The following is a 13,791-nucleotide window of genomic DNA, read 5'->3' on the forward strand; positions in this document are numbered from 1 at the left end:
AATGATTTGTTGCTTATCTTTATTTTTTTTTATTTATTTTTATTTTTTATATTAAATTATTAGTTATTTTTTTATTTATTCTTATTTAATGTTTTTTAAATATTTGCAACTGCTTTAGATAAATCACTTTTCAATTTGCAGGAAAGTAATAATACTATTAAAAAATATATTATTAAAGCAAAGGACTATAATTACTGTTATTCTTCTTATCATCCAAAAAATTCCTGGCTGTATTAGCAAGCAGCTTAATCCCTAAAGAAATTTCCTGCTCATTAACAGCTGCAAAACTTAATCTAAAATACCGAGATGGTTTTTGATCAATACTGAATAAGCTTCCAGGAGAAAAAACAACCCCCTTATTAGCAGCAACTTCGTAAAAGTCATGACTATTTTTTGTTTCAGGCAATTTGAGCCAAAAATATAAACCACCTTTCGGTTTATATTTCAATTCAATTAAACCCGAAAACTGTTTTTCTATTTCTGATGCCATTACTTTAAAACGTTTTTTAAATAATTCTCTTTTTAAATTAATATGTTTATTAAATAAACCTTCTCGTAAATAGTAATCAAAAGCGCGCTGAGTAAGACCTGCACTTGATATATCGGTAGCATATTTGGTCTCAAGTATCTCAGCTAACAAATTATCTGGTAAAATGATAAAAGCTAATCTTAAACCAGGCATAAAAACCTTTGAAAAACTTTTAATAAAAATCACCCTGCCATTTTCATCAAACTTTTTTAACGAACTAACTTTATTTGATGAATAATATAATTCAGACAAAAGGTCATCTTCAATAATATAAAAATTGTATTTATCAGCTAATTCTAATAACTGCAGCTGTTTTTCATTACTCCAGTTGATCCCTGTAGGATTATGAAAGTTTTGCATAGTAAACAAAAACTTGATTTTATTATTTTTTAAATAATCTTCAAACTTGTCTAAATCAAGGCCGTCTTTTAACATTTTAATACTTTTAATTTGGGCTTTTCTTGACTTAAAGGCCTGTAAAGCACCAAAATAGGTTGGTTCTTCTACTACAACTTTGTCCCCATATTCAATTAAAATCTTAGCCATAATATCAATAGCCTGCTGAGCACCAGAAACAATCTGGATTTGTTCTAAATCTGCTTTAATTCCATCTTCCAAAAAATATTCTCTAATTGAATGACGTAAACCTAAATAGCCCTGGCTTTTCTGATAAGTAAAAGCTTCTCCCTGATCACGATCTAATACCTTATTTATTGCATATTTAAAATCAGCTACTGGGAAAAGATCTGTGCTGGGTGCTGCACTAGCAAAATTAATGTTTTCTGATAAATCGATTTGGCCATGTTTTAACATAGATTTGTTTTTTTCTGAACCTAAACTTTGTTCAGAATATTTAGGAGCCACAAAACTCCCCCTCCCAACTTTTTTATATATCAAACCCTGATCATCTAAAATATTATATGCTCTAGCAACCGTTGCTGGATTCACATCTAATTCTGCTGCTAATTTTCTTATTGGTGGAAGTTTATCATCACTATTTAGTTCATTTTTAATATGCTTTTTTAAAAGCTGATAAATTTGTAAATAAAGAGCCTTTCCATTTTCTTTTGTTCTATCTATCTCAAACACTTTATCACCCCTATTATTGTATTAATACAATAATTATATTTATTATTTTGTATTATCTATTGACATATTGTATTGTAATATTTATAATTGTATTAATTAAAAGTCATTAAAACGACTTATATTTACATTGTATCATTACAATTAGTTTTATTCAATCAAAATGAGGAGGAATTTGTCATGGAAAACACTTATAGGCTTAATAAAAATCTAGCTCAAATGTTAAAAGGTGGAGTGATAATGGATGTTACCAACAGCCAGGAGGCCAAAATTGCTGAAAAAGCAGGCGCTGTTGCGGTAATGGCATTAGAAAGAGTCCCGGCAGATATCAGAAAAGATGGCGGTATTGCCAGGATGTCAGATCCAAAAATGATCAAAGAAATAGTAAATTCTGTTTCTATACCTGTAATGGCTAAAGTTAGAATTGGTCATTTTGTAGAAGCGCAAATTTTAGAAGCACTTGCTATTGATTTTATTGATGAAAGTGAAGTACTTACACCTGCTGATGAAAAATATCATATTGACAAAGAAAAATTTAAGATCCCATTTGTTTGTGGGGCAAAAAATTTAGGAGAAGCGCTCAGAAGAATTGGAGAAGGTGCAGCTATGATTAGAACTAAAGGTGAAGCCGGAACCGGTAATGTAGTTGAAGCAGTTCGCCATATTAGAACAATTAACAGAGAAATCAAAGAACTATCTTTAATGGAAAGTGAAGAATTAATGACAGCTGCCAAAGAAATGGGTGCCCCTTATGATTTAATTAAATATGTAAATGAAAACCATAAATTACCGGTTGTTAATTTTGCAGCAGGGGGAATCGCTACTCCAGCTGATGCTGCTTTAATGATGCAGTTAGGCTGTGATGGCATTTTTGTCGGTTCTGGAATCTTCCGTTCGGGCAACCCAACAAAAAGAGCAGAAGCTATTGTTGAAGCTGTTACTCATTATCAAGATTCAAAAATATTAGCCAGAATTTCAGAAGATTTGGGTAAGGCAATGTCTGGACTTGATATAAAAGGGTTGAGTGAAGAAGAAAAAATGTCAAATAGAGGCTGGTAATTTTGACTATTAAAATTGGAGTTTTAGCATTACAGGGTGGTTTCATTGAACATGTGAACCTCTCCACCTAAATCAAAACCAAGATTTAGAGGGAGCTTCTAACTGCTTCATATAGATTAAAGTTCAACCTATATTACTAGGTCAGTTTACAAGATGTTTGGCTTTTAAGTTTTGCTCCTAATAGTTTAGGATACCCTTAATCTTGAAGGATTGTCCACAAATCCATTATCTCTCGCCTCTTTGATAGGTCTGAGAATACATTTATCGTTATGGTATTTACGAAGTATATTAAAACTACCATTCTGATCAGCATTAATTAATAGGCCCTCGTTAGTTTTAAAGAGACCTCTAGTAATTCTTCTGGATTTATCATAGTTACTTTTATTTATTTTTTCCAGATCTACTGAACAGCGGCCAAATCGAATACGGTCATACTAAAGCTTACCTTGCGTATTATAAATTAAAAGCTTTAGTGCTTTTCACATTATATTTAGACTGTATCTTTTTAGATAAGGATAAGAGTAATTTGTTATCTCTAATTCTAACAGCTAAATTGGTAAAAATTATTTCACAGGGATTACTGTTCATATGTTTAAAATTAGGTGACCCTGGCTGCCCCTTATATTTTTGAGGATTCTTTTTATAATCTTTGAGTGAATTAAAAAAACTTTTCCAGTCCTGAGCTAACTGCTTTAATGCCTGCTGTCTGTTATGGGAGTGAAGGTAGTCATTATGCCAGTTATTTTTATATCTAGTTTCTAATTCAGTATAGACAGCTTTTACATCTTTATTATTTTTAATCTGATAATTGACTGTATTATATAATTTAGAGCAATGCCAGGCTAATTCATTAATTATTACTAATTGCTTATGGCTTAATTTAGGCTTGAATTTAAATGATAATCGCATTGATTTTTCACCTCCATCCTACTATAATTATATCATACATATGTTTGCTTGTAAAAGAAAAAATGGAGGTTTGATTTTTATGGATAGAGACTTAAATAACAATTATCATTCTGTTTATAGTCTACAATATCATTATTGTATCTTCTGGTGGTGCTACTATTGAGACAATTAAAAAGTATATTGAAAATCAGAATAAATAGCCAATTCATCTCCAGCCAATGCATAGCTTGGATGGAGTTTTCTTGGCAATTTTAGATAAATATTGTGTTAATAAATTATCTTAACGCTTAATTAAAAGCTGCAGAAATCTTCTTTCTTGTCATTTTTATTCAGATAATATATAATTTAAATGTAAATTCAAAGGTATTCTAAATTATATTAAAGGTGGCTAAAAATGAATTTTATAAGAAAAAATGAAAAATTAAGGAACTTCGTTTTTAATAAGCTCAGTAAAAGTTGGGCTGAAGATAAATTTAAAAGAATAAATAATTTTTTAAATAAAGATGAAAAAATTCTCGACCTGGGAGCAGGCAAATGTGCGTTAAGTTTTATCTTAAAAAAGGAAGGCTATAATGTTACTTCAGTGGATGTTGAAAATTTGAGTTTAACTGATCAAATTGAACCTATTATCTATGATGGGGAAAACCTCCCCTTTGCTGACAACAGCTTTGATACTGTTTTATTATTAACAGTTCTTCATCATATACCCGAGCCAGAAATAGTCTTGAAAGAGGCCCTCAGAGTAGCTGATAAAGTAATAATAATTGAAGATGTTTATACTAATCCAGTTCAAAAATATTTAACATACTTTACAGATAGTTTATTTAACTTCGAATTTATTGGCCATCCTCACAGTAATAAAACTGATAAGGAATGGAAAGAAACATTTAAAAAACTTAATTTGAGTTTGCTTTATACTAAAAAAGAAAATGTTTTGAAGTTTTATACGCAAGCTTTATATCACCTGCAAAAAAATAATTAAAAATCATCTTAAAAATATAAAGACCTGTAGATATTTTAAAATATCTACAGGTCTTTTAATTGATATTTATTTATTTGTAAATTTACTTAGCATTATTTTCATTTGTTTCTACTTCTACATCATCAACTACATCAGATTTATCGAGGAATTTAGGAATTAATGATACCAGAACTATTAGCACACCAGCAATAGCGATATACATTAATATCTGCATAGGACTTTCTCCTCTAGCTAATGCAGAAGCCATTAAGATATATGCAGTTGTACCAGGTATCATGGTTACCCATGAGACAAAGAAATATAATGGCAGACTGATGTCAGTTAAACCATAAACATAGTTTTGAAGATTAAATGGAAAAACCGGAACTGATCTTGTTAAAAGTAGCATTCTCCAGCCATTTTTCCTTACTCCATCATCTATCTTTTTAACATGTTCATTCTTCTCTTTCCAGCCCTCAACCAGGTCTCTTGCAGCATAACGACCAATCAAAAACGCTGCTGTAGCTCCAAGAGTTGAACCTAATGAAGCATAAATAATTGCAGGTAGTGGAGCGAAAACAAGTCCTCCTAAAATTGCAACAGGTAAACCAGGCAAGAAAAATATACAGGCAGCTATCCAGAGACCTATATAAATTAATGGAGCCATTACCCCAAAGCCCTGTACCCAATCCTGTAATAAATTAAGATTGTCTCTACTAATATAGTCGGCTAAACCAAAATAATGAATTACAAAAGCTGCTATAGCTATTACAGCTATAGTAATTATAAGTTTTTTCTTGTTTTTCTTCTTTTCTTCTGTCATTTCTTTAAATTTCCCCCTTTAGGATAATACTTCTTGAATTTTTTTCTTGGTTTTATAGCGATTAACCCAACTTGCTACTGATCCTTCAAGTCCAGGAAAATCAGATTCTGTTGTCCATACATCCCCAAATATTAAATTTAATATATGAACAGCTTTTTTACCACCTTTGATCATTGAAGCTCTACAGGCAGCACAGTAAGTCACTAAATAGTCAGTTTCAAATTCGGCAGTCCTTTTTTCCATGATCTGTTGTGCTAAATCAGGGTTAGCAGGTACAACCATACCTCCAAAACCACAACATCTAGTATTTTCTTTAGTATGTGGTGGTTCTTCTGTATTATAACCCAGTTGATCTATAATCCAACGTATACCAGCGTGAATATCCTCTCTATCTCTGGTCGAGCAAGAATCGTGAACACCAAATGTTATATCACTATCTTTAGCTTTACCAACTGTCCCTTCAGGCATACCAATCTTAGGCATTAACTCCCACAAAGAAATTACTTTTTGATCTGGACTACTAGCAGACATTGTTAAATAACATGACTGGCAGGCAACTATTATTTCATCAGCACCTAAGGCATCAATCTCTTCCTGTAAACCTGCATAGCGTTTTTTAAACTCATCATATTGGCCTAATGCTTTTGTAGGTTTACCACAGCATTTTAAAATTGCTCCAGTGCCAGGTAATTTATTTTGTAAATAATCAATTACTTTTCCTACTAATTCCGGGCTATATGAAGACAAGCTACAACCTGGAATAAATACTCTTTTTGTTTTCGTTTTCATTATTTAGAGTCCTCCTCTTTATCAGAAGCCGGTTGACTAGTTGTAAAGAACTTAGAAAATCCTAATCTTTGATGCCATTTAATAGCGTTATGGCCTTTAATTGGTGATTCACCATTATTTTCTTTAACAGCAATTTTCCTTAAATCCATGAAGCGATCTTTTAGTTCAAATTCTTGTGGACAAACTAAGGTACATTGACTGCACATATTACAGGAATAATAAACTAAAGGATCTATTCCAACATCTATTACTTCCTGGAATAATGCTTTTGGTGAGTCACAATATTTTTCTAACATTAAGCAGTCTTTAACACATTCTTTACATTCACATTCTAAGCAGCGTAGTGATTCACCCTTAGCTTCAGCAATATTAAAACCTAATTCTACTTCATTAAAGTTATTTTTGCGTTCTTCAACATCAATCATTCTCATATCTACCCTGCGTCTTACAGGTTCTTGAGGATCAATTTCTTTTTCTAATTTCGTTTCATAAGCACCTTCGTTTTCACGATCTGCGAATAAATCTTCATCTTTTAAATATCTATCAATAGAAATTGCAGCTTTTCTTCCGTGAGCCATTGCTTCTACAGCTAAAAGAGGAGTCCCTTTGCAATCTCCACCTACAAAAACATTTTCTGTTTCTGACTGTAGAGTTATTTCATCAGTCTGATTTAGCTCAACTGCTTCATCTTCAACAAAAGAATCGTCTGCTCTCTGTCCAATGGCAAAAATTACTGTCTCTGCTTCAATTTCTCTTAAGTTGTCTTCACAGTATGCTGGATTAAAATTACCTTCACTATCAAAAACCTGTTCACATTTCTTTAAGGTAATTCCTTCAACATTTTCTTCACCCTTAATCTCTTTTGGACCCCAACCAGGGTTCATTATTATTCCTTCTTCTTCTGCATCTTCGATTTCCCAGGAGTGAGCAGGAATTTCATTTCCACTTTCCAAACATGCTACATTTATTTCTTCTGCACCAAGTCTCCAGGCAGTACGTGCAACATCCATTGCAACATTTCCACCACCAATTACTACTATCTTTTTACCAATTTCTACTTCATTGCCTAAAGCAGCATCACGTAAAAAGTCAGCACCGATTAATACACCTTCTAGATCTGCTCCATCTATAGGTATCATAATACCCTTATGAGCACCTGCTGCAACATAAACAGCATCAAAATCTTCTTTTAATTGAGCAAATTCGATGTCTTTTCCAACTTCAGTATTTAGATGAATTTCTACACCTAGTTTTTCTAAGATACTATATTCATAGTCAATAATATCATGAGGTAAACGATAAGCGGGAATACCAAATCTAAGCATTCCTCCTACCTCTGGAAGTTTTTCATAAATATTTACCTGGTGTCCTTCTTTCTGTAAATGATAAGCTGCAACTGCTCCTGAAGGACCAGCACCAATAACCGCAATTTTTTTGCCAGTTTCTGCTTCACGGCTTAAGTCCCAATCTGCAGGGTTGTCTGCCATATCAGCTGCAAAGCGTTTTAAATTTTTAATAGAAAGAGCTTCTTCAAGTTCTCCCCTTTTGCATTCCTCTTCACAAGGGTGGGCACAAACTCTTCCTAAAATTCCAGGGAAAATAGTTTTCTCTCTGATCAATCTGATAGCTTCTTTATATTTGCCATCTCTAACTAAAGTAATATAACCCTGGACATCAATATCCAACGGACATCTTGCCTGGCAATATGGTGGTTCATCTGCCAAACAATCTTCAATAACTTCATTCATTTCATTAAGCACTTTTTCTGTTAACTGCACTAAATGACCTCCTTATTAGTGTATGATATACTTTTCACAATTAGAATTAAAAAAATATTATATTCCTACATATAATTATAGACTCTGAGTAATGCTTTGTCTTTATAATATACATATAAAAATAAAGTATTTTTTTGTATTTATATACAAAAACTTAATAGTCAATTAACTTAATTAAAAGCTTACTTCCACTATAAATTCCTAAAATGATAAAAGGGAGATAAAGCCAGGCATTTAACGCCAAAGAAGCAAATGCAGTATATAAACCCCCAATATTACAGCCAATTGCTATCCGTGCACCATAACCCATTAACCAGCCACCAATTAAAACAGTAACAAATTGTTTTTTGTTTTTTATTTTTTTTAATTTAAACTGCCCTGCTAATAAAATTGCTATTAAAGCACCAATAATTATGCCGAAATTTGACCAGCTGTATTTATCAAGCCAGGGCAAGGTATATTCGTAATACTGCCAGGCTTCCCAATTTTCAACACCTACTCCAAACAGAGAAATTATCCAGGCACCTAATCTGGCAAAACCACTTGTTATTGACCAAATCTCTCCTGAAACAGCAAAATAGATAATATTAACTACAGCAAGCAAGATACCACCAAACCAATAAGGCCATGGTTTTTTAAATGCTATATCCCATGCTTCAGCTCTTTTTTCAGTTAGTCTTTGTAATAGTGATTTTCCATTCACCAAAATCCACCTCTTCAGTTTCTACCTCATAATTTTTTTTCGAGCCCATTCAGGAATATTTGTCATTGAACAGGTATGGTCTAATTCAATAAATAATTTGTCACCTATTTTTAATTTATTCATTTCTTTTTCTGTTTTTATTAAAGGAAGAGGACACGGCTCCCCCGTACAGTCTAAATGTTTATCCACTTTGAATAATTCCTCCTCTTCTACTTAAAATTTATGCTTTTCCCACCAGTAACTGAGCAAATATAAAAAAAGCAAAAATATTATTTGTAAAACTAAAGCATTTCCCCAACCGACAAGCTGAGGTAAATGAGTCGTTTTTTGACTTCTAATTAATTGATACCAAAAGGAAGCATCATAGCTGCCGTGTACAGAACCAGCAATAAAGCCTACTATAACTACCCACTGCAGTTTATAACCTTCCCCCAATCTGGTCAGGGTTCCAGAAGCACAACCACCGCTTACTGCAGCACCCAGACCAAAAACAAAAGCTCCGATTGGAATATGCCACCCTAATGGAACAAATTTACCCTGAACCGGTAAACCATTAAGCTGTTGCTGGTATTGTATATAAGCAAAACCAATACTAACAATAATTGTAGATAAAATTAATGCTCTACTGAGTTTTGTTAATCCAAACAAAAACGGATCTCTTAATGCAGCAGTAAAACAAATTCTTGATCGCTGTAAAATAAAACCAACTATTAAACCAAAAACCCAACTTTTAGCAAGAGTTATTTCTAAACTATTACTCAAATATAAATAGATATATATAGAAAAAATTATAATAATTACAGCCAATTTTAACTGCCAGTTATTCTGCTGTTCATACTCCTGCTGCTTCATTTATTTATTCTCCTCAAAATGATAATTGAATTTTTCGTTACTTATAATAAACTTATAAATTTTATAAGCAATAGTTAAATTTAATTTATCATCAAAATTATCAAAATCAAGCCCTAGTATTTCCTGGATTTGTTTAATCCTATAACGCATAGTATTTGGATGAATGCTTAATTTTTCAGAGGATACATTGATGTCTCCATCTTCTTCTAAAAAAACCTCCAGTGTTTCTAACCACTCATTATCTTTTTCAAGGGAATATTTAATTAATTCACTTAAATATTCATCTGCAAAATTAAAAAGTTCTTTTTTGTCGAGATGCCACAATAACCTTAAAACCCCGAGTCCTTCGTAAAAAACAATATTTTTTTCCTGTTCAGTATTTTCTAAAAAATCAAGTGTATAATTTGCTTTTTTAAAGCTATCAGCTATCTCTCTACAGTCTTCAGTATATAGACCTCCAGCAGCCATAATTTCAACTTTTTTAAAAGCTTTTTGTGTTTTATTATAAATTAAATCAATATCATTTTCTATTTGTACTGTCTTATTTGGATAATTAATCAATAATACTATATCTTCATCATAAGAAAAAATAATATATTTTGATTTAATATGGGTTCTAATAATCCGATGCAAATATCTAATAATCTGTTCTTCAAGCTCATAATAATAAAGAGTTGTACCTTTATTATCATCTGAATAAATTTTTGAGAAATCAATCCTTAAAGTATAGAGTTGATAAGATAAACTTAAATCCCAACCAGCCAGTTCACCTCTTTTAATAAGTTCTTCTTTAGATTTAACCCTGCCATTTATTAAATCCTCTATTAATTCACTATTACATTTTTGAGCAAGTCGTTGGACAATATAATTTTGGTGAAGTTTCAATGAAAATGCATAAGCAGCCTGTAAAATAGCTAAACAGGCATCTTTTTTTAAACTCTTTTCTTCTAGAATAACTAAAAATCCAAGTGTCTCATCATTATGATTCAGTTTAACCTGAACTTCTCTAACCTCTTTTTGCTTCCACTGATAAACCACTCTTTTAATTAAAATATCATATTCACAAAATATTTCTTCACTTGCTTTAATTTCTTTTTCTTCTAAATAATTATAAAATTCTTTATCAGCCTTAAGAGCTTTTGAAATATATATAGTATCATCCTGGTATTTATCCAATAAGAATACAGGATTATCAACTTCTTCAATCAGAGCATTACATAGAGTTTGCAATCCGCCATCATTTAACAAGATCTTTTGATATTTCTGCTGTAAGGACAGTATTTTTTCTTCTCTATTCAATGCAAATTCCCTCCTTTAATGCTTATTATATCACGCATTACTTTACTTCTCTACTTTTTATTAAATATGACTGTAGAAAAAGCAAAGAAGGGAATTCTAAATAAAATTAAAAGAAAAGAGCATTTATTCTGCCCTGTTTTTAAATCCTTTATTTAGGATATATAGCCAGGAAGAACAAATGCTCTTTTTATAATTATTCTATTTATATTTTATAAAATTTATTGATCTGTCTCAATAGGAAGATCTTCTCTAGAACTCCACTCAATCCAGGAACCATCATAATTAGCTACATCTTCATAGCCGAGTAACTGGCTTAAAACAAAAGTTGTATGAGATGATCTAACACCTGACTGACAATAATTATATGCGGCTTTATCAGGAGTTACCCCTTGTTCCTCATAAATTTCTCTTAATTCATCAGCAGTTTTAATTAAATTATCATCATTGAGATTTTCTGTCCATTCTATCCAGATAGGAGTAGGAATTCTCCCTGCTCTCTCAGCTGGATTCAATTTCTCCGCACCAGTAAATTCATCTTCAGCACGAGTATCTACAATGTTTTTATCGTCATCATCAATAGCAGCTAATATATCATCTGCATCAACAAGCATTGATTCATCAACTTCACCCATCTCATATTCTACAGCATCTCTACCTGGGCTAGAAAGTGCAATATCATAGTCAAGGGCACGCCAGAAATCTAACTGACCATCCAGTATTCGTACATCTTCATGGCCTAACATAGTCATCATCCACCACATTCTTGTAGCATCGTGGCCACCACCTGAAGTATAAACAACTACTGTATCATCATGACTGATTCCATTTTCACCAAGCCATTCGGCTAAACCTTCATGAGAAATTCTCATACCAGCATATTCATGATCTGGATCAGTTACATCTGATCTCCAAACCTGAATAGCACCTGGAATATGACCCATAGAATAAGCATCCGCTCTTCTGAAATCAATTATTGCAACATCATCATTACCTTTGATCTCATTAAGCTCCATAGCACTAATTAAAGAATCTGTATTTTCATAACCTCTTTCTTCAATTGGGACATAATTTTCCATGTCAATTTCTAAATCAGTATAAAGAGTTGATTCATAAAATAAACCCCCACCAATAATTAAAACAGCCACTAATAAAACTATTATCGTCTTTTTTTCCACTTTAATTTTGCCTCCCCTTAGCTTTGTTGTATTGTCTTTTTTTTCACAATCTTAATTACTAGTAATATTATACCCATTATATTAAGAAAATAAATTATATAAAAGTATGAAATATAACACTTTATTTTGTTAATATAAACAAAACCCTTAGAAAATGTGTGATATTTATAACTTTTTGTTAATCTTATCTTTAGTGATTGTTGTTATCAATCATTATTGTAAACTAATTCAAATAATTTCATTATATCCTGTCAATAACTTTTGAAAATGTCACTTTTTTATACCAATTTTATCTTGAGAAAATGTCACCCCCAAAGGGGAGATATGTTTGGGGTTTAAACCAAACATATCAGGCAATTTGAGTGAGAAATATTTTTTCCAGCATTTTCAGTATATCGTGATCACTGTCTTCAAAAGTTACTTTTGGCCAGGCTTGATGTCCATATTTATAATAATGCCCATCGTCTGGTCTGTATTTGTTATTAGAATTAGTTTTACTCTTTTTAACTTTTGATTTTTTATGTTCAGTCCAATGGATAACATCATAAATTTTTTCACCATATTGTGCTTTCACACCGAATTTAGGACTAAGAAGAACTTTGATTTTCGATTTTGGATAGACTGACATACTATTAGTAACGACCTTGAAGCGCTGATTATAAAAAGAAAAAGTTAGTCCATTATCAAGTATTCTTTCTTCCTTAACGCAAAGTATATTATCTATACAAATTTCTTCAGGAAGAGTTCTAAAAGCGCAAATGGTGTCTTCAGGTGCTACAGCAAATTTTTCATTAAATTTGATTAAGTAGTCAGCAAAAAACTCATTAGCCTGCTCGATAGTGGATATACCTGCTATCTTAAATTCAACAGGCAGTCTGCTTTGGAGAGTATCCCATAATCTTTCAATACGGCCTTTAGCTTGCGGTGAGCGTGCAGGGATCATAGTAATTCCAAGTTCTTTCATGGCTCTTCCAAACTGAGTATCTTTAACAGTTTTACCAGCAAGTTGTTCTTCAATTGTAAGTTTGTCTGCCTTAGGTGAACGGAAGATAGTATGTCTATCGGTATAAATACTGACGGGTATACCATAATTTAAGACCACAGATCTTAAAGTTTCAAAATATCCCTGTCGGCACTCGTTTTTAGTCATGTAAAGGCCCATTATTTTACCGGTAGAATCATCTATGGCACCATGAATGTCATATTTCTCTCCAGTACCAAACCAGTCGTGTGGACTGGCATCAATTTGGATTAATTGGCCTTCTTTTGCTTTGCGTTTACGACGGTGATGAACTTTCTTTTTGCGATGCTTTTTGGGACTTTTGACACCATTGCTGCTTAAAATAGTGTGAAGTGCGTTGTAACTAATGGTGATGTTTTCATGTTCTTCTAGTAATTCTTGAAAATGCATGAAGTTAGCACTTTGATACGAGTCTGATTTTTTCAGGGCAACAATTTTACTGACGAAATCCTCAGAAAAAGCATGACTAGGTTTACGACCTTTATTTTTATGAACTAAAAATGATGGACCTTCTTTTTTCACACCTTTCTTCAAACGAATTATTTGGCGAACACTAAGGTCTAAAGCCTGTGCAGCTTCTGAGTTGGTCATACTTTTATCAATGACCATAGAAATGACATGATACCTATTCAATTGTGTTTGGGACATAAGATAATATTTTTCTCCTCTCATAGTGACATTTTATCAAGATAATTTCACTATGACATTATCACAAGATAATCACAATAATTTCATTATATCCTTGACAAAATACTAAATATATTGTATTATATATATAGAGTTAATAAGAATTATTCTTAATAAGTA

Annotated in this window: 13 protein-coding genes; 2 read left to right on the plus strand and 11 right to left on the minus strand. The window is 32.0% G+C overall.

Translation table 11 applies throughout. The annotated features are described in order from the left end of the window. Positions 1-172 precede the first annotated feature (172 nt). Positions 173-1,618 carry a MocR-like pyridoxine biosynthesis transcription factor PdxR gene (gene pdxR, locus HALSA_RS11785; protein ID WP_013406775.1) on the minus strand — a complete coding sequence of 482 codons (1,446 nt, stop codon included), beginning with the start codon at positions 1,616-1,618 and terminating at the stop codon, positions 173-175. Positions 1,619-1,795: 177 nt separating this feature from the next. On the opposite strand from pdxR, the gene pdxS reads away from it, so the two are divergent. Next, positions 1,796-2,674 carry a pyridoxal 5'-phosphate synthase lyase subunit PdxS gene (gene pdxS / locus HALSA_RS11790; protein ID WP_013406776.1) on the plus strand — a complete coding sequence of 293 codons (879 nt, stop codon included), beginning with the start codon at positions 1,796-1,798 and terminating at the stop codon, positions 2,672-2,674. Between the two features lie 453 nt (positions 2,675-3,127). Here the strand turns inward: pdxS and HALSA_RS13390 are convergent, their stop codons facing one another. Further along, positions 3,128-3,583: a hypothetical protein gene (locus tag HALSA_RS13390; protein WP_420795041.1), complete on the minus strand. Its 456-nt coding sequence runs from the start codon at positions 3,581-3,583 to the stop codon at positions 3,128-3,130. A 394-nt stretch (positions 3,584-3,977) separates the two neighbouring features. On the opposite strand from HALSA_RS13390, the gene HALSA_RS11800 reads away from it, so the two are divergent. Beyond that, positions 3,978-4,565 carry a class I SAM-dependent methyltransferase gene (locus HALSA_RS11800; protein ID WP_013406777.1) on the plus strand — a complete coding sequence of 196 codons (588 nt, stop codon included), beginning with the start codon at positions 3,978-3,980 and terminating at the stop codon, positions 4,563-4,565. Positions 4,566-4,647: 82 nt separating this feature from the next. Here HALSA_RS11800 and HALSA_RS11805 read toward each other — a convergent pair whose 3' ends face one another. The 9 genes from HALSA_RS11805 to HALSA_RS11845 form a co-directional block, all read right to left on the minus strand. After that, entirely contained in the window at positions 4,648-5,367 is a 720-nt protein-coding gene (locus HALSA_RS11805) for a TVP38/TMEM64 family protein (protein ID WP_013406778.1), read from the minus strand. Between the two features lie 18 nt (positions 5,368-5,385). Further along, positions 5,386-6,156 carry a heterodisulfide reductase-related iron-sulfur binding cluster gene (locus HALSA_RS11810; protein WP_013406779.1) on the minus strand — a complete coding sequence of 257 codons (771 nt, stop codon included), beginning with the start codon at positions 6,154-6,156 and terminating at the stop codon, positions 5,386-5,388. Further along, positions 6,156-7,934 carry an FAD-dependent oxidoreductase gene (locus HALSA_RS11815; RefSeq protein WP_013406780.1) on the minus strand — a complete coding sequence of 593 codons (1,779 nt, stop codon included), beginning with the start codon at positions 7,932-7,934 and terminating at the stop codon, positions 6,156-6,158. Before HALSA_RS11815 ends, HALSA_RS11810 begins: the two co-directional genes overlap by 1 nt. A gap of 154 nt (positions 7,935-8,088) precedes the next feature. Beyond that, on the minus strand, positions 8,089-8,637 hold the full coding sequence (locus tag HALSA_RS11820) for a YeeE/YedE thiosulfate transporter family protein (RefSeq protein ID WP_013406781.1): 549 nt from the start codon (positions 8,635-8,637) through the stop codon (positions 8,089-8,091). A gap of 21 nt (positions 8,638-8,658) precedes the next feature. Continuing rightward, positions 8,659-8,826, minus strand: a complete 168-nt coding sequence (locus HALSA_RS11825; protein ID WP_013406782.1) for a sulfurtransferase TusA family protein — start codon at positions 8,824-8,826, stop codon at positions 8,659-8,661. Between the two features lie 24 nt (positions 8,827-8,850). After that, positions 8,851-9,489, minus strand: coding sequence for a YeeE/YedE thiosulfate transporter family protein (locus tag HALSA_RS11830; protein ID WP_013406783.1), 639 nt, complete (start codon positions 9,487-9,489; stop codon positions 8,851-8,853). Then, positions 9,490-10,788 (minus strand): PucR family transcriptional regulator, encoded by a 1,299-nt coding sequence (locus HALSA_RS11835; RefSeq protein WP_013406784.1) that lies wholly within the window; start codon positions 10,786-10,788, stop codon positions 9,490-9,492. A 218-nt stretch (positions 10,789-11,006) separates the two neighbouring features. Further along, positions 11,007-11,963 (minus strand): sulfurtransferase, encoded by a 957-nt coding sequence (locus tag HALSA_RS11840; protein ID WP_013406785.1) that lies wholly within the window; start codon positions 11,961-11,963, stop codon positions 11,007-11,009. 349 nt (positions 11,964-12,312) lie between these two features. Continuing rightward, on the minus strand, positions 12,313-13,632 hold the full coding sequence (locus HALSA_RS11845; RefSeq protein ID WP_013406786.1) for an ISNCY family transposase: 1,320 nt from the start codon (positions 13,630-13,632) through the stop codon (positions 12,313-12,315). Positions 13,633-13,791: the final 159 nt, after the last annotated feature.

It is taken from the genome of Halanaerobium hydrogeniformans, from assembly GCF_000166415.1.
Lineage (GTDB): Bacteria > Bacillota > Halanaerobiia > Halanaerobiales > Halanaerobiaceae > Halanaerobium > Halanaerobium hydrogeniformans.